This is a genomic window from Mesorhizobium australafricanum (genome assembly GCF_033977265.1).
Lineage (GTDB): Bacteria > Pseudomonadota > Alphaproteobacteria > Rhizobiales > Rhizobiaceae > Mesorhizobium > Mesorhizobium australafricanum.
This window is the reverse complement of record NZ_JAVIIT010000023.1, coordinates 46,070-63,344: the sequence shown is the minus strand read 5'-3', so window position 1 is coordinate 63,344 and position 17,275 is coordinate 46,070. Positions and strand designations below refer to the sequence as shown.

Sequence of the window (17,275 nt, the reverse complement as noted above, 5' to 3'; positions counted from 1 at the left end):
GATGCGGCGGCATCGACGCTGCTGATCTCCCCCCTTGCGGGGGAGATGCCCGGCAGGCCAGAGGGGGGCGCCTCGTGATACCCTCGGCAATCCTGGAATCAGCCCTCTACGTCACAGACTTGCAGGCGTCGGAAACCTTCTATCGCGACATCATCGGCCTCGAGGCGTTGGGCAAGGTCGAAGGACGCCACGTCTTCTTCCGCTGCGGCGGCGGCGTCTTGCTTCTGTTCAACGCCGAGGCGACGAAAATTCCGCCGGCGCCCGACGCCAGGCTGAAGGTGCCGCCGCATGGCACGGCCGGCGAGGGTCATCTCTGCTTTGCCGCAAGCGCCGACGAAATCGCCGCGTGGCGCAGGCATCTGACGGCAAACAACATCGCCATCGAAAGCGATTTCGAATGGCCGCAAGGTGGGCACTCGATCTATATCCGCGACCCTTCGGGCAATTCGATCGAGTTCGCCGAGCCAAGGATCTGGGGTTTTTGATGCATTCTCTGAACGGACGGAAGATCGTCGTCGCCAGCCATAATGCGGGCAAGCTGCGCGAATTCGCCGACCTGATGGCGCCATTCGGCTTCGAGGCGAAGTCGGCCAAGGACTACGGCCTGCCTGAGCCGGACGAGACCGGCACCACCTTCGAGGAGAACGCCTACATCAAGGCATATGCGGCGGCCAAGGCCACCGGCCTGCCGGCGCTGTCGGACGATTCCGGGCTTTGCGTCGACGCGCTCGACGGCGCGCCGGGGGTCTACACGGCCAACTGGGCCGAGAAGCCCGACGGCAGCAGGGATTTCGGCATGGCCATGCAGAAGACGGAAACGGCGCTGCAGGAAGCTGGCGCGACCGAGCCTTCGGAGCGCACCGGCCGCTTCGTCGCCGTCATCTGCCTGGCTTTTCCGGACGGCGAGGCCGAGTATTACCGCGGCGAAGCGGAAGGCACGCTGGTGTGGCCGCCGCGCGGCACGCTTGGCTTCGGCTACGATCCGGTTTTTTTGCCCAAAGGTTTCGACAAGACTTTTGGCGAGATGAGCGCGGAAGAAAAACATGGCTGGAAGCCTGGCCAGGCGACGGCGCTTTCGCACCGCGCCCGCGCCTTCCAGAAATTCGCGCAAGCGCGATTAGATTTGGCCCGGTTGGATTTGGCGCGATCAGGATCCGCATGAGCTCGGTGACCATACCGCTCGACCGCAGCCCCGGCTTCGGCGTCTATATCCACTGGCCGTTCTGCGCGGCCAAGTGCCCTTACTGCGACTTCAACAGCCATGTCCGCCACCAGCCGGTCGACCAGGAGCGTTTTGCCCGCGCCTTCGAAACCGAATTGGCGACCATGCGCGCCCGCACCGGGCCGCGCGAGGTGACCAGCATCTTCCTCGGCGGCGGCACGCCATCGCTGATGAAGCCGGAAACGGTGGGCGCGGTGCTGGAGGCCGTGGCGAAGAACTGGACGGTGCCGGCCGGCATCGAGGTGACGCTGGAGGCCAACCCGTCCTCGGTCGAGGCCGGGCGTTTCCGCGGCTATCGCGCGGCCGGCGTCAACCGCGTCTCGCTCGGCGTGCAGGCGTTGAACGACAAGGACCTGCGCTTCCTCGGCCGGCTGCACAATGTCGAGGAGGCGCTTCAAGCCATCGACTTAGCGCGCGAGATTTTCCCGCGGCTGTCCTTCGACCTGATCTATGCGCGGCCCGGCCAGACGCCGGAGGCCTGGGGGGCGGAGCTGGAGCAGGCGATCGCCTATGCCGCCGACCACCTTTCGCTCTACCAGCTCACCATCGAGGAGGGCACGCCCTTCCATGCGCTTTACGCGGCGCACAAGTTCACGCTGCCCGACAACGATCACGCCGCCGACCTCTATGCCCTGACGCAAGAGGTGACGGCGGCGCATGGGCTGCCGGCCTATGAGATTTCCAACCACGCGCGGCCGGGCGCGGAAAGCCGGCACAATCTCACCTATTGGCGCTATGGCGAATATGTCGGCGTCGGGCCGGGCGCGCATGGCCGCTTCGTCGAGAACGGACGCCGCACGGTGACGATAGCGGAGAAGATGCCGGAGACCTGGGCCAATCTGGTCGAGGCCAGGGGCCATGGCATCACCGGCGGAGAGGTGCTGACGCGCTCGGAAGAGGCCGACGAGTTCCTGCTGATGGGACTGAGGCTCGCCGAAGGCATCGACCTTCAGCGCTACGAAGCGCTTTCGGGACGCGGCCTGTCGACCGCGCGGCTTTCCGTGCTGCAGGAAGAAGGGCTGGTGGCGCCGGTCGGCAATGCCCGCCTGCGCGCCACGACCGCCGGCATGATCGTGCTCGACGCCGTGGTCGCGGACTTGGCAAGGTGATCTCGCACCTTCGTCATTCTCGGGCTTGACCCGAGAATCCATGCCGTGACCTGTGCGAAGGGCGCGGCGGAGCAGGATCTGCACCGCAGGCGGAACGTCGATGTAACGGCATGGATTCCAGGGTCTGCGCGCGTCGCTTCGCTCCTTGCTCCGCCCTGGAATGACGAAGCGAGAGATCACGAAGGCTACTGCTTATTTCAGGCGTCGTGCTTCTGGCGGTGCTTGCCGCGGGTCTTCTCGCCATGCGCCTCGCCGTCACGAACCTGCTTCTGGTCGGCCTTGTCGCGGCGGGCGCCTTGCTGAGCGGCGATGGGATGTGGGGGGATGCCCTCTCGGGCGGCTTTGCTTTCAAGTCGGCTGATAAAAATGTCGAAGCGATTGGGCATCGTCAGGTCCTGCCTCCTCCCGGGGAATCAGGGTTGAAATACGACTGAGCGGGTTTCGTTCCGCACTGTGGCAAAGGCATGGCGATTTTCTTACGTCGACCTCACGTTTTGCAACGGGGCGTCAGCCATGCCAAACAAGGCCGGTTATGAGGGGCAACCGGTGACCGGCGACAGACGCAGCTATGTGATTGGACAAACCGAGATCGCGGCGCGGCCGCTTGCGCCGGCGCTCTATCTGGTGGCGACGCCGATCGGAAACCTGGCCGATATCACGCTGCGCGCGCTGGAGACGCTGGCCGCCGCCGACATCGTCGCCTGCGAGGACACGCGCGTCTCGCGCGTGCTGCTCGAACGCTACGGCATCCGGCGGCGCACCACCGCCTATCATGAGCACAATGCGGGTGAGGCCGGGCCGAAGCTGATCGCCGCACTGGCGGCCGGGCAAAGCGTGGCGCTGATTTCGGACGCCGGCACGCCGCTGGTCTCCGATCCCGGCTACCGGCTGGTCGGCGAGGCGCTGGCGCATGGCATCCGTGTCGTGCCGATCCCGGGACCTTCGGCAGCACTTGCCGCGCTGACCGCGTCGGGGCTGCCTTCCGACGCCTTCCTGTTCGCCGGTTTCCTGCCGGTGAAAGCAGGGCAAAGGCTGACGAAGCTTGAGAGCTTCAGGCAGGTGCCGGCGACGCTAATCTTCTTCGAATCGCCGCGCCGGCTGGCCGAGGCGCTGGGCGCCATGGCCGAGGCGCTGGGCGGCAAGCGCCAGGCCGCGATCGGCCGCGAGCTGACCAAGACATTCGAGGAGATGCGGACCGGCACGCTTGCCGAGCTCGCCGACCACTATGCGGCCGCCGACACGCCGAAAGGCGAGATCGTCATCTGCGTCGGCCCGCCGGAAGCGGCGGAGGACCAGCCGGCCGACATCGACCGGCTGCTGTTGTCGCTAGCTGCCGAAATGCCGGCGTCGAAGGCGGCTGCCGAAGCGGCGAAAATGACCGGCGGGCAGAAGCAGGCGCTTTATCGACGGTTGTTGGAGCTCAGGGAAGGCGATGGTGGCTGAGCGCACTGTCGGCCATCGCCGAAAAGCCTATCGGCGCGGCCATCGCGGCGAATGGCTGGCGGCGCTGGCGCTGATGCTGAAGGGCTACCGCATCCTCGCCCGCCGCCACCGCACCAGGCTTGGCGAGATCGACCTGATCGCCAGGCGCGGCGACCTCGTGCTGTTCGTCGAGGTCAAGGCGCGCCGCACGCTGATCGAGGCGATGGAAGCAATCGGCCATGAATCGGAGCGCCGCATCGAGGGCGCCGCGGACATATGGCTGTCGCGCCAGCCGGACTATGGCAGGCTATCGATGCGTTTCGACATGGTGGCTGTGCTGCCCTGGCGCTGGCCGGTGCATGTCGAGAACGCGTTTTATGGGCGGAATTGAGGGGTTACTTTCGGGGACGTCGGCGGGACAGCACCCCTCTCTGTCCTGCCGGACATCTCCCCCGCAAGGGGGGAGATTGGCAGCTTAGGCGCCGCACCCTTTCGTCGACGTCGACAATTGGCGAAAGCCGCGGTGACGTCTGATCTCCCCCCTTGCGGGGGAGATGGCCGGCAGGCCAGAGGGGGGTTGGCGGGAACTCGACGAATGGTGCGGGCAAAGCCCGCCCTTACCCCCAAATGAATAGCGCCACCAGCCCCGCGATCCCCACCACGAGCCGCCACCAGCCGAACAGCGAGTAGCCGTTGCGCGAGACGTAATCGAGCAGGAAGCGCACCACGATCAGCGCGGTTACGAAGGCGGCGATGAAGCCGATGGCGATGATCGGCAGGTCGGCCGAGGTCAGCACGTTGCGGTTCTTGTAGAGGTCGAGGGCGAAGGCGCCGACCATGGTGGGCATGGCGAGGAAGAAGGAGAATTCCGCCGCCGCGCGCTTGTCGACGCCCATCAGCAGCGCGCCGACGATGGTCGAGCCGGAGCGCGAGGTGCCGGGGATCAGCGACAGGCACTGGAACAGGCCGATCTTGAGGTAAACGCTCAACGGGAAGCGCTCAACGTCGTGGAAGCGCGGCTTGAAGTTGATGCGGTCGACGATAAGCAGCACCACGCCGCCGATGATCAGCATGATGCAGATCAGTCGCGGCGATTCGAACAGGATGGTCTTGATGAAATCATGCGCCAGCGCGCCGATGACCGCGGCCGGCAGGAAGGCGATGAGAATGCCGATGACGAAATGGCGGGTCTGCGGATCGCTGGGCAGCTTGATCAGCATCTGCCACAGACGGCTGAAATAGACGCTGAGGATCGCCAGGATCGCGCCGAGCTGGATCAGGATCTCAAAAGCCTTGCCGGTGGAATGGAAGCCAAGGAAATGGCCGGCAAGCAGGATGTGGCCGGTCGAGGACACCGGGATGAATTCGGTCAGGCCCTCCAAAAGCCCGAGCAGCAGCGCTTCGACGATGGTCTGGCTTTCCATGGCAACCTCAGGATTTCGGGGACAGCTGGAGACAACGGCTTGCTTGTCACGGCGCGGAAGTCCCCCTATAGGTCGCAGCACCGTGACGGCCGCATGACGGGCCGCCAGGACTTACCGGCGCGGGTAATGATTCGCCAGTGCGCCCTATCATCGCGGAACCATGCTGACGCTTTTCCATCATCCCATGTTCGCCACCTGCCGGTTCGTGCGCCTCGCCTTCGGCGAGTATGGCGAGGAGCTGGCGCTGATCGAGGAAAAGCCGTGGACCAGGCGCAAGGAGTTCCTGGCGCTGAACCCGGCCGGCACGTTGCCGATCCTGCTTGCCGAAGGCGACGTGCCGATCGTCGGCGCCATGGTGATCGCCGAGTATCTCGACGAGACGCGCGGCGTCTTGAAGCGCGACAAGCGGCTGTTCGCCGAGGACCCGATGCAGCGCGCCGAAATCCGCCGGCTGACCGACTGGTATCTGGCGAAAGCCGAAGGCGAAGTGACCCGCCACCTGGTGCGCGAGCGCGTGCTGAAGCCCGTCATGCCGGAAACCGCCGGCGGCGGCTCGCCGGACTCGGCGGCGATCCGGGCGGCACGCGCCAACATCCGCCAGCACATGAAATACACCAACTGGCTGGCCGGTACTCGCCATTGGCTGGCCGGCAGCAAGGTGACCTATGCCGACCTTGCGGCCGCCGCGACGCTTTCGGTGCTCGATTACCTCGGCGAGATCGACTGGCGCGAGCACACCGCCGCGCGCGAGTGGTACACGCGCGTCAAATCGCGGCCGTCGTTCCGGCCGCTGCTTTCCGACCGGGTGCGGGGCCTGTCGCCGGTATCGCATTATGCGGACCTCGACTTCTGAAAACCTACGCACGCTGATCGACGCCGAGGCGCGCCGCGCCGGCTTCGAGGCGGTCGCCGTGACCCGGCCGGACGCGATCCCGCTGGCGCCCGCGCGGCTGGCGGAATTCGTCTCCGACGGCTTTCACGGCTCGATGGAGTGGATCGCCGAGACGGTTCAACGGCGAGCCGAACCCTCGACGCTGTGGCCGGAGGTCCGCTCGATCATCGTATTGGCCATGAATTACGGCCCGGACCATGATCCGCGCGGTATCCTCGCAAAGCGCGACCGCGGCGCGATCTCGGTCTATGCGCAAAACCGCGACTATCACGACGTGATGAAGGGCCGGCTGAAGGAGATCGCCGGCAAGATCGTGGCAAGGGCCGGCGGCGACGTGAAGGTGTTCGTCGATACGGCGCCGGTCATGGAAAAACCGCTGGCGGAGGCGGCCGGGCTCGGCTGGCAGGGCAAGCACACCAATCTCGTCAGCCGCGCGCATGGTTCGTGGCTGTTCCTCGGCACGATCTTCACCACGGCGGAGCTGGAGCCCGATCGAGCGGAGATCGACCATTGCGGCTCCTGCCGCGCCTGCCTCGACATCTGCCCTACCAATGCTTTCCCCGCGCCTTACCGGCTCGATGCGCGGCGCTGCATCTCCTACCTCACCATCGAGAACAAGGGGCCGATTCCGCGCGAATTCCGCGAAAAGATCGGCAACCGCATCTATGGCTGCGACGATTGCCTCGCCGCCTGCCCTTGGAACAAGTTCGCGCGTGCGGCGTCCGAGGCAAAGCTTGCCGCGCGTGACGATCTTCGCGAGCCGCCGCTTTCGGAACTGCTCGCGCTCGACGACGCGGCGTTCCGCGCTTTGTTCTCCGGCTCGCCGATCAAGCGCATCGGCCGCGATCGTTTTATCCGCAACGTTCTGATCGCCGCCGGCAATTCAGGCGACGCTTCGGTTGCCCCTAGCGTGCGTGGTCTGCTTGGCGACGCCTCGCCGCTGGTGCGGGGTGCGGCAATCTGGGCCCTGTCGCGACTGCTCTCGGATCGCGAATTTGGCGACCTTGCCGCCGCGGCTTCGAAGACCGAAACCGATGCGGTGGTCCGAGAGGAATGGCTGGCGGCACCGGTCGATTCCGTGAAGGCCGATTAATGGGGGTTCATTGATGGGCGAAAGACGCTTCTTCATCTTCGGCGCCGGCTATTCCGGCAAGGCTTTCGCGCGGACCAACGGGCAGCGCACGCCGGTCTTCGGGACGACCCGGACGCCGGAAAAGTTCGAAGCGCTGAGATCGGCCGGCATCGAGCCCCTGCAATTCGATGGTTCGCTTTCACCGGACCTGCGCAATGCGCTTGCAAAGACGACCCATCTCATCGTCTCGGTCGCCCCCGACGAAGCCGGTGACCCGGTGCTCAACGTCACCGGCGACGCGCTCAAGGCAAACATGCCGGCGCTGGAGTGGATCGGCTATCTCTCCACCGTTGGCGTCTATGGCGATCATGGCGGCGCCTGGGTGGACGAGACCAGCGCGTGCCGGCCGGTGTCGAAGCGCTCGGTGATGCGGGTGGCGGCCGAACAGGAATGGCTGAAGCTTGGCCGTGAGATCGGCAAACCGATAGCGATCCTGCGGCTTTCCGGAATCTACGGGCCAGGCCGCAACGCGCTGGCCAACCTCGAGGACGGCACGGCACGGCGGCTGGTCAAGCCCGGCCAGGTGTTCAACCGCATCCATTGCGACGACATCGCCGGCGCGCTCCGGCTTCTGGCCGAAAACAATCTCGGCGGGATCTTCAACGTCACCGATGACGAGCCGGCGCCGCCGCAGGATGTCGTCGCCTATGCCGCAGGGCTGATGGGCGTCGAGCCGCCGCCGGAAATTCCCTTCGAGACCGCCCAACTTTCGCCCATGGCACGTTCTTTCTATGGCGAGAACAAGCGCGTCGCCAACAAGGCGATCAAGGCGGCCGGCTATCGCTTCCGGTTCCCGGATTACCGGGTGGCGCTGGAGCGGATGTGGGCCGACGGCAACTGGCGGGACGGAGAGCCGCGCAGCCCGATGAAAGGATGATGCCGAAAAGTGTGAAGCGGTTTTCGGACGACATCATCCTTCTTGATTTAAAGCCGCGTGATCGAAGCGGCGTGCACGGCATGATATGATTCGCACCCGAAGCATGTCGTCGCGCCACTGGAGAGGGACCCGACCCGATGAATCTGCGATCGCTGCCCGACAGGAAACCGTTCCTGACCGCCGCGCTTGCGGTAGTGATGCTCGCTGCGCTGGCGGCCGCCGCGATTTCGGCCGAACCGCGCGCCAAGGACCTGTTCGGCGCCAAGAAACTGCCGGCGGTGGTACCCGCGCAATCCTTCGGCTTCTACTCCAAGGGCTGCTTCGCCGGCGGCGTTGCCTTGCCTATGGACGGGCCAACCTGGGAAGTGATGCGCCCCTCGCGCAACCGCCGCTGGGGCCATCCGGCCATGATTTCGCTGATCGAGAAACTGTCGCGCGACGCCGTTGCCGACGGCTGGCCGGGTCTTTTGATCGGCGACATTTCGCAACCGCGCGGCGGCCCGATGATGACCGGCCATGCCTCGCATCAGATCGGACTGGATGCCGACATCTGGCTGACGCCGATGCCGAAGCGTCCGCTGACGTTTGCCGAGCGCGAGTCGATGAGCGCCACGCTGATGGTCGACGAAAAGACGCATCTGGTGAAGGACGCGCTGTGGACGCCGCAGCACACCAGGCTGCTCGAACGCGCGGCGAGCTATCCGGAGGTCGAGCGCATCCTGGTCAATCCCGGCATCAAGAAGAAGCTTTGCGACACCGTCACCGGCGACCGCTCCTGGCTGCGCAAGATCCGGCCGTTCTGGGGCCATGACTATCACTTCCATATGCGCATCGGCTGCCAGCCCGGCTCGCCCGATTGCAAGCGCCAAGAGGCGACGCCCGCGGACGACGGCTGCGGCAAGCCGCTCGCCTGGTGGTTCACCGAGGAGCCCTGGCGGCCGAACAAGAACCCGGATGCGCCCAAGGCGCGCGACCTGCTGACGATGGCCAATCTGCCGAGAGAGTGCCAGGCGGTGCTTGCCGCGTCGGATGCGCCGTCGCTGGCGGCCGTGACTTACCAGGGCGGCAACGCCACCGCCGTCGCCGTGGCCGAACCGCAGCCAACCGAGCCGGCGGAAACGATTTCCAGCGGCAACGCGGCGCTGCCGGCGGCGGCAAGCGCTTTCGCGCCGACGCCCAAGATCGGCATCCCGTTGCCAAGGCCTAGACCGGGAAACTGAGGCAATCGCCGCGCGTGATCTCCCCGCTTGAAGGGGAGAGAATGCCCGGTAGGCTGGAATTCAAGCCTGAAGCGAAGCCGCTTTCCCTTTGCCGGGCCATGCGCTAGTCAACGAACAAACAGCGGCAGATAGCCCGAACGGGGTCGAACGAGAAAATGCCAGGCGAGAACGAGACAGCGCTGCGGTTTCCGATCCTGATCGGCGACATTGGCGGCACCAATGCGCGCTTCTCGATCGTGCTCGACGCCAATTCGGAAGCGACCGAGCCGCAAATCGTCCAGACCGCCAATTTCGCCACCATCGACGAGGCGATCCAGGCGGCGGTGCTCGACCGCTCATCCATCCAGCCGAATTCGGCGGTGCTGGCGGTGGCGGGCCCGGTCGACGGCGACGAGATCCGTCTCACCAATTGCCCCTGGGTGGTCAAGCCGCACCAGATGTTTGCCAATCTGGGCCTGAGCGAGGTCGTCGTGCTCAACGATTTCGAGGCGCAGGCGCTGGCGGTGGTGGCGCTGGGCGAAGAGCATATGGAAAAGATCGGCGGCAGCACCCCGGAAGCCAATGCGGGCCGCGTCGTGCTCGGCCCCGGAACCGGGCTCGGCGTCGCCGGGCTGATCTACGCGCTCAATCGCTGGATCCCGGTGCCGGGGGAGGGCGGGCATATGGATATCGGCCCACGCACGTCGCGCGACTTCGAGGTGTTTCCGCATATCGACAAGCTGGAAGGCCGCATCTCCGGCGAGCAGATCCTGTGCGGCCGCGGGCTGGTCAATGTCTACCGCGCCGTGGCCAAGGCCGATGCCAGGCCGGCGCCCTTCACGACGCCGGCCGAGGTCACCGCGGCGGCGCTTTCGAAATCCGACCCGGTGGCCGAGGAAGCGCTGGCGCTGTTCGTCACCTGCCTCGGCCGCACCGCCGGCGACCTGGCGCTGGTGTTCATGAGCCGCGGCGGTGTCTTCCTGACCGGCGGCATCGCGCAAAAAATCGTGCCGGCGCTGAAAGCCGGCAATTTCCGCGCCGCCTTCGAGGACAAGGCGCCGCACAGCGCGCTGATGCGCGAAATGCCGGTCTATGTCATTACCCATCCGCTGGCGGCGCTGCTTGGGCTTGCCGCCTATGCCAGGACGCCCTCGCTGTTCGGCGTGCAGACGGCGGGGCGCCACTGGAGGGCATGAGGCCGGGGCGCAGCGGTGGACCGTTGAAGTCGGCCCAGCTTCGTCATTCCAGGGCGAAGCAGGAGCGAAGCTCCGTCGCGGAGACCCTGGAATCCATGCCGTGACTTTGATCGAAGGTTGCAGCGGAGCAGAATTCTGCACCGCAAGCGCGCTCGTGCGTCGCGGCATGGATCCTCGGGTCTGCGCCGCGTCGCTACGCTCCTTGCTCCGCCCGTGGATGACGAAGCGATGGGTGTTTCAGCTAATCTCCAACCTGTGCGCTTTTGGGTCGGGCCCCAGGCCGCGAGTGATCCGCGACGAAGTTTCGCCATAGGCAAGCCGTAGGCGGGGCGCTAAGAGGGGTGCCGAAACGCAGCCCCGTCTCCCGAAAACCCACAAAGCGCTTCCGATTTGACTGTTCAAACTTCCCTCAAACTCAAAGTCCAGCCCACCGAGGTCAGTGCGGTGCTGCGCCGCATCCTGGCCGAAAACGGCAAGGAATATCGCTGGACCTATGTCGTCGCCGTCGCATGCCTGCTGATCGTTTCCGGCACCACCGCCTTCACGGCGTGGATCATGGCCCCGATGATCAACCAGATCTTCTACGAACGGCGCAGCGACATGATCGTCTGGATCTGCGCCGGTTTCATGGGCGCCTCCCTGCTGCGCGGCTTCGCCGGCTACGGCCAGGCAGTGGCGCTGGCAACGATCGGCAACAATCTGGTCGCCCGCTACCAGAAGCGCAGCTTCGACCATCTGATGAAGCTCGGCGTCAACTTCTTCAACGAGACCCGTTCCGGCCGGCTGGCGGCACAGGTCAACGAGAATGTCGGCGGCATCCGCGACCTGCTGTCGCTGACGCTGACCTCCATCAGCCGCGACGCGGTCTCGCTCGTCGCCCTCGTCGGCGTGATGATCTACCAGGATCCGGTGTTGTCGCTCAGCTCGCTGCTGATCGGGCCGCCGTTGATCTGGGCCGTCATCTACATCACCCGCCGCCTGCGCAAGATCAACCGCGAATCCGTGCTCATCAACTCGCGGCTGAACGGGTCGGTGCAGGAGGCCACGCAAGGCATCGCCATCGTCAAGGCCTTCACCCTGGAGGACGAGCTGGCGCGCCGCATCGGCATCATGGCCGACACGGCCGAGCAGCGTAACAACAAGATCGCCCGCGTCGCGGAGCGGCTGTCGCCGATTTCCGAGATTCTGGGCGGCCTCGCCATTACCGCCGTGCTTGCCTATTCCGGCTATCGGGCGCTGGTGCTCGGACAGCCGCCGGGCGCGGTGTTTTCCTTCATCACCGCGCTGATCCTGGCCTACGACCCGGCAAGACGCCTGGCGCGTACACAGGTCGGCATGGAACGTGCCCTGGTCAACGCGCGCATGATCTACGAGCTGCTCGATCTCGAGCCGAAGCAGGGCGACGCCCCCGACGCGGGCGAGGCGAAGGTCACCACCGGCGAGGTGCGCTTCAACAATGTGACCTTCGGCTACAATGCCGACATGCCGGTGCTGCTGGACCTGAGCTTCACCGCCGCGGCCGGCAAGGTCACGGCCATCGTCGGCGCCTCGGGCGCCGGCAAGTCGACGATGGTGGCGCTGTTGCAGCGCTTCTACGACGTCGACCAGGGCAGCATCGAAGTCGACGGCCAGGACATCTCGAAGGTGACCAAGCATTCGCTGCGCCAATCGATCGCCTATGTGGCGCAGGCGCCTTATCTGTTCGAAGGCACGATTCGCGACAACATCCGCTACGGCCGGCTGTCGGCCACCGACGCCGAAATCGAGCAAGCGGCGAAACAGGCGGCGGCCGACGAGTTCATTCGCCAGCAGCCCGAAGGCTACGACACGCCGGTCGGCGAAGGCGGCTCGACCCTTTCCGGCGGCCAGCGCCAGCGCGTGTCGATCGCGCGCGCCATCGTGCGCCAGGCGCCGATCCTGTTGCTCGACGAGGCGACCTCGGCGCTCGACAACGAGGCCGAGGCGCGCGTCCAGGAAGCGCTGACCCATGTCATGGAAGGGCGCACGACGATCGTGATCGCGCATCGGCTTTCGACGGTCGTCAATGCCGACCACATCATCGTGCTGGAAGAGGGGCGGCTGGTCGAGGAAGGCACGCATGCCTCGCTGATGGCCGACCCGCACAGCATCTATGCCCGCTTCCACCGGATCCAGGGCAAGAAGGGGCTGGGGCTTGTCGACGACGTCAAGGCAAGCCAGACTTCGGGCCAAACTCCGGCGCCGCGCAGCCGCGCCAAGAAGACCGTCAGGAGAAGCGCATGAGCGACGCGGGGGACATGGGCCTGGTGGTGGTGGGTGCAGCCGGCCGCATGGGCCAGACGCTGATCCGCGCCATCCACACCATGCCCGGCGCGCGCGTCGCCGCCGCGATCGAGCGGCCGGGCTCGGCCCATCTCGGCAAGGATGCCGGCGAGCTGGCCGGCATCGGCATCATCAACGTGCCGATCGTCGACGATCCGCTGCCGGCCTTCGCCAAGGCCGACGGCGTGCTCGATTTCACCGCGCCCGCGGCAAGCGTCGAATTCGCCGGCTATGCCGCGCAGGCGCGCATCGTCCACGTCATCGGCACCACAGGCTGCTCGGCCGACGACGATGCCAAGATCGCCGCCGCCGCACGCCACGCCACGATCGTCAAATCCGGTAATATGAGCCTCGGCGTCAATCTTCTGGCGGTGCTGGTCGAGCAGGCCGCGAAGGCGCTCGCCGACGACGATTTCGACATCGAGATCCTGGAAATGCATCACCGGCACAAGGTCGACGCGCCGTCCGGCACGGCGCTGCTGCTCGGCCAGGCGGCGGCCAAAGGGCGCGGTATCGATCTTTCCGGCAACAGCGTGCGGGTGCGCGACGGCCATACCGGCGTGCGCAAGACCGGCTCGATCGGCTTCGCGACGCTGCGCGGCGGCTCCGTCGTCGGCGACCACAGCGTCCTCCTTGCCGGCACCGGCGAACGCATCACGCTTTCCCATCATGCCGAGGACCGGGCGATCTTCGCGCGCGGCGCTGTAAAAGCCGCGCTTTGGGCCCGCGCGAAGAAGCCGGGGCTTTATTCCATGCGGGACGTGCTCGGCCTCAGCTGAGGCGGGCTTTTTCTTACGCAGTTCCGGACGGAAACCGCTACACACTTTTCCTGGAATTGCTCAAATCCAACCATCCTGAAGGAGCAGACATGTCGGGAACTCTCGTGCTCGTGCGCCACGGCCAGAGCGAATGGAATCTGAAGAACCTGTTCACCGGCTGGCGCGATGTCGACCTGACCGAGCAGGGCAACGCCGAAGCGCTTGCCGCCGGGGAAAAGCTCAAGGCGCGCGGTCTGAAGTTCGACATCGCCTACACCTCGGCGTTGATCAGGGCGCAGAAGACCTGCCAGCACATTCTCGACGTCGTCGGCCAGAGCGACCTTGAGACGATCCGCGACCAGGCGCTCAACGAGCGCGACTATGGCGACCTCTCCGGCCTCAACAAGGATGACGCGCGCAAGAAATGGGGCGAGGAGCAGGTGCATATCTGGCGCCGCTCCTACGACATCGCGCCACCCGGCGGCGAAAGCCTGAAGGACACCGGCGCGCGGGTGTGGCCCTATTACCTGCACGATGTGCAGCCGCATGTGCTGCGCGGGCAGACCGTGCTCGTCGCCGCGCACGGCAATTCGCTGCGCGCGCTGATCATGGCGCTGGACGGCAAGTCGGGCGAAGAGATCGTCAAGCTCGAGCTCGGCACCGGCGTGCCGGTGATCTACAAGCTCAACGCCGATTCCACCGTGGCGTCGAAGGACGTGCTGGAGGGGTGAGGCGCAGCTTCCTTCTCCCCGTCACTATACGGGGAGAAGTGCCCGGCAGGGCGATGAGGGGCAGCGCCAGCTTCAGCGACTAACTCGTCCGGGCTCTAAGCGAACCCGGAACCCCATCTGACCAGCGTTGTCGCTGCCCCTCACCTGCCTGCCGGCATCCTCTCCCCGTATAGTGACGGGGAGAGGGAAGCTCCCGCGCCGATTTCGCCAATCGCCAGCGTTGCAGGAAGGGCAATGAGGGGCAGCGCCAACGCCGACGAAAAAACCGCGTTGACACCCGCCGTTTGCCCGCTTACATGAGCCCGCACCAGCCCAGATGGCGGAATTGGTAGACGCGCACGGTTCAGGTCCGTGTTCCGCAAGGAGTGGAGGTTCGAGTCCTCTTCTGGGCACCAAATTCCCGTTTCAGACGATCTGAAGCGACGAGCAAAAAGCCCGGATTTTCCGGGTTTTTTTGTGCCCTGCAACTCGTCTCGGGTTGAACCGTTCCTATCTTGCCGGTCAACCCGAGGTTCCATGATGCCCGAGCCATTCAAGGAATGGAAAGTTCTGCCGCATGGCAGGCTCGCTCCCGTCGACGACAATATTCTGACGGTGACCGGCGACATACCGATGCCCGTCGGCAACATGAAACGGCGCATGACCGTGGTGCGATTGCGCGACCAACGGCTCGTCATCTTCAGCGCCATCGCGCTCGACGACGAACAGATGCGCGCGATCGAGGCCTTCGGCCAGCCGGCCTTCCTGATCGTCCCCAACGATCATCACCGGCTCGATGCAAAACCATGGAAGAACCGCTATCCCGCCCTTCAGGTGATTGCACCGCCGGGTGCGCTCGACAGCGTCGAGAAGGCAGTACACGTCGATGCGGCGCGCGGCGACTTTGGCGATCCTGACGTCAAGCTCCTCACCGTCCCCGGAACCCGCGATCGCGAAGCGGCGCTGCAAATTGACGGACCAAACGGCACGACGCTCGTTCTCAATGATATCGTCGGCAATATCCGCGACGCAGCCGGCTTTGCAGGCTGGGCATTGCGCATGATGAGATTTGCCGGTGATGAGCCGCATATACCCTGGCCGGTCAAGCTGACGATGGTCCGCGACAAGCCGGCACTCGCAGCGCAATTGAGGCGATGGGCGGAACAGCCGGCGCTCAAGCGCATCGTTGTCTCGCATGGCTCCATCATCACCGATGATCCGCAGGGGGCGCTGCGCAAGCTGGCGACGTCGCTCGGATAGATGAAAGCATAGCGACCAACCTCCCCTTCCGGCCAGTCTCCCAACAAACTGCTTCAAACCCGCCGCCCCGGGCGCTACGGTCCGCCCCATGGCCCCTTCCGTCAGCCCGACCATCGCCGCCCGTCGCGACCAGATGTTTCCCGTCCTCACCGAGGCGGATATCGATCGCATGCGCCGCTTCGGCGAGCAGCGCGCCTATGCCGCCGGCGAGCACATCGTGACGGCCGGCACGGTTTCGCCCGGGCTGATCCTTATCCTGTCGGGCAAGGTCGACATCACGCAGTCCGGCGGGCTCGGTCCGCGTGAGGCGATCGTCAGCTACGGCGCGGGCAATTTCGTCGGCGAGCTGGCACAGCTTTCGAACCGGCCGTCGCTGGTCAATGCCGAGGCGATCGAGTCGGTCGAGGCCATCGTCATCGCCTCGCAGCGGCTGCGCGACCTGATGGTGCAGGAGGCAAATCTTGGCGAGCGCGTCATGCGGGCGCTGATCCTGCGCCGCGTCGGCCTGCTTGAAAGCGGCGCCAGCGGGCCGGTCGTCATCGGGCCGCCGGGCAATGGCGACGTCTTGCGGCTTCAGGGTTTTTTGCGGCGCAGCGGGCTTCCCCATCGAGCTCTCGATTCCGACACCGACCCTTGCGCCAAGACACTGATCGAGCGTTTCCATGTCGATCCGCATCACTTGCCGATCGTGCTCTGCCCGAACGGCAAGCTGATGCACAATCCGGGCGAGAACGAGCTCGCCCGCTGCGTCGGGCTGCTCCGTCCTATCGATGCCGACAAGATCTATGACGTGGCCATCGTCGGCGCAGGGCCGGCGGGGCTGGCCGCGGCGGTCTATGCAGCCTCGGAAGGGCTGTCCACCATCGTGCTCGACTGCCGCGCCTTCGGCGGTCAGGCGGGCGCCTCCGCGCGCATCGAAAACTATCTCGGTTTCCCGACCGGGATCACTGGCATGGCGCTGATGGCGCGCGCCTATAACCAGGCGCAGAAATTCGGCGTCGAGATGGTGATCCCCGACGAGGCGAAGCTGCTCGACGACGGCGATAACGGTGCCCGCTACCAGCTCGCCATCGGCGATGGCGAGAGCGTGCGCACGCGCGCCGTGGTGATTGCCAGCGGGGCGCGCTACCGCCGCCTCGATATCGCCAATCTGGCGCAGTTCGAAGGAACGTCGGTGCATTACTGGGCCTCACCGATCGAGGCGCGGCTTTGCCAGGACCAGGAGGTGGCGCTGGTCGGCGCCGGCAATTCGGCCGGCCAGGCGGCCGTCTATCTGGCCAGCCAGGTGCGCAAGGTGACGCTGCTGGCGCGCCGCGACAGCCTCGGCGCCACCATGTCGCGCTACCTCGTCGAGCGCATCAAGGCGCAGCCGAACATCGAGGTGCTGACCGAGACCGAGGTCGCGGCGCTGGAGGGCCACGAGGGCAATCTCGACCGGCTGCGCTGGCGCAACCGGGCGACCGGCGAGGAGACGACGCGCGCCATCCACCACCTCTTCCTGTTCATCGGCGCCGACCCGAACACCGACTGGCTGGCGAATTGCAACGTGGCGCTCGACGCGAAAGGTTTCGTGCGCACCGGACCGGACGCGGCGCCGGGACGAGGGCTGATGGAAACGAGCCGAGGTGGCGTGTTCGCCATCGGCGACGTGCGCTGCGGCTCGACCAAGCGGGTCGCGGCCGCGGTCGGCGAAGGCGCGCAGGTGGTCGCGGCACTGCATGCCTATCTGGCGCGGAACGGCGGCGCCGCCTCGAACCAATAGATCAGCCCGAA

At 65.8% G+C, this 17,275-nt stretch carries 17 protein-coding genes and 1 tRNA gene; 16 read left to right on the top strand and 2 right to left on the bottom strand.

The window, feature by feature from the left end:
* The first annotated feature begins 74 nt into the window (after positions 1–74).
* From RFM98_RS28680 to hemW, 3 genes are read left to right on the top strand one after another with little or no spacing between them, the layout of a single operon-like run.
* Positions 75–485: a VOC family protein gene (locus RFM98_RS28680; protein ID WP_320311923.1), complete on the top strand. Its 411-nt coding sequence runs from the start codon at positions 75–77 to the stop codon at positions 483–485.
* Entirely contained in the window at positions 485–1,162 is a 678-nt protein-coding gene (gene rdgB, locus RFM98_RS28675; protein WP_320311922.1) for an RdgB/HAM1 family non-canonical purine NTP pyrophosphatase, read from the top strand. The genes RFM98_RS28680 and rdgB overlap by 1 nt, the downstream gene beginning before the upstream one ends.
* Positions 1,159–2,331, top strand: coding sequence for a radical SAM family heme chaperone HemW (gene hemW / locus RFM98_RS28670; RefSeq protein ID WP_320311921.1), 1,173 nt, complete (start codon positions 1,159–1,161; stop codon positions 2,329–2,331). The genes rdgB and hemW overlap by 4 nt, the downstream gene beginning before the upstream one ends.
* Before the next feature lie 197 nt (positions 2,332–2,528).
* Here hemW and RFM98_RS28665 read toward each other — a convergent pair whose 3' ends face one another.
* Complete coding sequence (locus tag RFM98_RS28665) at positions 2,529–2,717, bottom strand: hypothetical protein (RefSeq protein ID WP_320215815.1); 189 nt, start codon at positions 2,715–2,717, stop codon at positions 2,529–2,531.
* 127 nt (positions 2,718–2,844) lie between these two features.
* On the opposite strand from RFM98_RS28665, the gene rsmI reads away from it, so the two are divergent.
* Both rsmI and RFM98_RS28655 read left to right on the top strand, forming a co-directional pair.
* Positions 2,845–3,774 (top strand): 16S rRNA (cytidine(1402)-2'-O)-methyltransferase, encoded by a 930-nt coding sequence (gene rsmI, locus RFM98_RS28660; RefSeq protein ID WP_430682358.1) that lies wholly within the window; start codon positions 2,845–2,847, stop codon positions 3,772–3,774.
* Entirely contained in the window at positions 3,764–4,144 is a 381-nt protein-coding gene (locus tag RFM98_RS28655; protein WP_430682357.1) for a YraN family protein, read from the top strand. The genes rsmI and RFM98_RS28655 overlap by 11 nt, the downstream gene beginning before the upstream one ends.
* A 226-nt stretch (positions 4,145–4,370) precedes the next feature.
* Here RFM98_RS28655 and RFM98_RS28650 read toward each other — a convergent pair whose 3' ends face one another.
* Positions 4,371–5,177: an undecaprenyl-diphosphate phosphatase gene (locus tag RFM98_RS28650; RefSeq protein ID WP_320311920.1), complete on the bottom strand. Its 807-nt coding sequence runs from the start codon at positions 5,175–5,177 to the stop codon at positions 4,371–4,373.
* Between the two features lie 160 nt (positions 5,178–5,337).
* On the opposite strand from RFM98_RS28650, the gene RFM98_RS28645 reads away from it, so the two are divergent.
* The 11 genes from RFM98_RS28645 (at position 5,338) to RFM98_RS28595 (ending at position 17,264) form a co-directional block, all read left to right on the top strand.
* The gene (locus RFM98_RS28645; RefSeq protein ID WP_320311919.1) at positions 5,338–6,030 is read left to right on the top strand and encodes a glutathione S-transferase family protein; all 693 of its coding nucleotides are present in this window, start codon (positions 5,338–5,340) and stop codon (positions 6,028–6,030) included.
* Entirely contained in the window at positions 6,011–7,162 is a 1,152-nt protein-coding gene (queG, locus tag RFM98_RS28640) for a tRNA epoxyqueuosine(34) reductase QueG (RefSeq protein ID WP_320311918.1), read from the top strand. The genes RFM98_RS28645 and queG overlap by 20 nt, the downstream gene beginning before the upstream one ends.
* A 13-nt stretch (positions 7,163–7,175) precedes the next feature.
* Positions 7,176–8,078: an SDR family oxidoreductase gene (locus RFM98_RS28635; protein WP_320311917.1), complete on the top strand. Its 903-nt coding sequence runs from the start codon at positions 7,176–7,178 to the stop codon at positions 8,076–8,078.
* Positions 8,079–8,215: 137 nt separating this feature from the next.
* A complete protein-coding gene (gene mepA, locus RFM98_RS28630) occupies positions 8,216–9,298 on the top strand; it encodes a penicillin-insensitive murein endopeptidase (RefSeq protein WP_320311916.1) in 1,083 nt (360 codons plus the stop codon).
* Positions 9,299–9,453: 155 nt separating this feature from the next.
* Positions 9,454–10,473 carry a glucokinase gene (locus RFM98_RS28625; RefSeq protein ID WP_320311915.1) on the top strand — a complete coding sequence of 340 codons (1,020 nt, stop codon included), beginning with the start codon at positions 9,454–9,456 and terminating at the stop codon, positions 10,471–10,473.
* A 390-nt stretch (positions 10,474–10,863) separates the two neighbouring features.
* Complete coding sequence (locus tag RFM98_RS28620) at positions 10,864–12,735, top strand: ABC transporter ATP-binding protein (protein WP_320311914.1); 1,872 nt, start codon at positions 10,864–10,866, stop codon at positions 12,733–12,735.
* Positions 12,732–13,553 (top strand): 4-hydroxy-tetrahydrodipicolinate reductase, encoded by an 822-nt coding sequence (gene dapB / locus RFM98_RS28615; RefSeq protein ID WP_320311913.1) that lies wholly within the window; start codon positions 12,732–12,734, stop codon positions 13,551–13,553. The genes RFM98_RS28620 and dapB overlap by 4 nt, the downstream gene beginning before the upstream one ends.
* 89 nt (positions 13,554–13,642) lie before the next feature.
* Positions 13,643–14,263, top strand: coding sequence for a 2,3-bisphosphoglycerate-dependent phosphoglycerate mutase (locus RFM98_RS28610; RefSeq protein WP_320311912.1), 621 nt, complete (start codon positions 13,643–13,645; stop codon positions 14,261–14,263).
* Between the two features lie 310 nt (positions 14,264–14,573).
* Positions 14,574–14,658 (top strand) — tRNA-Leu (locus tag RFM98_RS28605).
* 121 nt (positions 14,659–14,779) lie between these two features.
* Positions 14,780–15,502, top strand: coding sequence for a hypothetical protein (locus RFM98_RS28600; RefSeq protein WP_320311911.1), 723 nt, complete (start codon positions 14,780–14,782; stop codon positions 15,500–15,502).
* An 88-nt stretch (positions 15,503–15,590) separates the two neighbouring features.
* Positions 15,591–17,264, top strand: coding sequence for an FAD-dependent oxidoreductase (locus RFM98_RS28595; protein ID WP_320311910.1), 1,674 nt, complete (start codon positions 15,591–15,593; stop codon positions 17,262–17,264).
* Positions 17,265–17,275: the final 11 nt, after the last annotated feature.

Coding starts and splice junctions, on each gene's coding strand:
- RFM98_RS28625 (WP_320311915.1), top strand. CDS start 9,454: ATGCCAGGCGAGAACGAGACAGCGCTGCGGTTTCCGATCCTGATCGGC.
- rdgB (WP_320311922.1), top strand. CDS start 485: ATGCATTCTCTGAACGGACGGAAGATCGTCGTCGCCAGCCATAATGCG.
- RFM98_RS28610 (WP_320311912.1), top strand. CDS start 13,643: ATGTCGGGAACTCTCGTGCTCGTGCGCCACGGCCAGAGCGAATGGAAT.
- hemW (WP_320311921.1), top strand. CDS start 1,159: ATGAGCTCGGTGACCATACCGCTCGACCGCAGCCCCGGCTTCGGCGTC.
- RFM98_RS28600 (WP_320311911.1), top strand. CDS start 14,780: ATGATGCCCGAGCCATTCAAGGAATGGAAAGTTCTGCCGCATGGCAGG.
- RFM98_RS28645 (WP_320311919.1), top strand. CDS start 5,338: ATGCTGACGCTTTTCCATCATCCCATGTTCGCCACCTGCCGGTTCGTG.
- RFM98_RS28650 (WP_320311920.1), bottom strand. CDS start 5,177: ATGGAAAGCCAGACCATCGTCGAAGCGCTGCTGCTCGGGCTTTTGGAG.
- dapB (WP_320311913.1), top strand. CDS start 12,732: ATGAGCGACGCGGGGGACATGGGCCTGGTGGTGGTGGGTGCAGCCGGC.
- RFM98_RS28595 (WP_320311910.1), top strand. CDS start 15,591: ATGGCCCCTTCCGTCAGCCCGACCATCGCCGCCCGTCGCGACCAGATG.
- queG (WP_320311918.1), top strand. CDS start 6,011: ATGCGGACCTCGACTTCTGAAAACCTACGCACGCTGATCGACGCCGAG.
- RFM98_RS28655 (WP_430682357.1), top strand. CDS start 3,764: ATGGTGGCTGAGCGCACTGTCGGCCATCGCCGAAAAGCCTATCGGCGC.
- RFM98_RS28665 (WP_320215815.1), bottom strand. CDS start 2,717: ATGCCCAATCGCTTCGACATTTTTATCAGCCGACTTGAAAGCAAAGCC.
- mepA (WP_320311916.1), top strand. CDS start 8,216: ATGAATCTGCGATCGCTGCCCGACAGGAAACCGTTCCTGACCGCCGCG.
- rsmI (WP_430682358.1), top strand. CDS start 2,845: ATGCCAAACAAGGCCGGTTATGAGGGGCAACCGGTGACCGGCGACAGA.
- RFM98_RS28635 (WP_320311917.1), top strand. CDS start 7,176: ATGGGCGAAAGACGCTTCTTCATCTTCGGCGCCGGCTATTCCGGCAAG.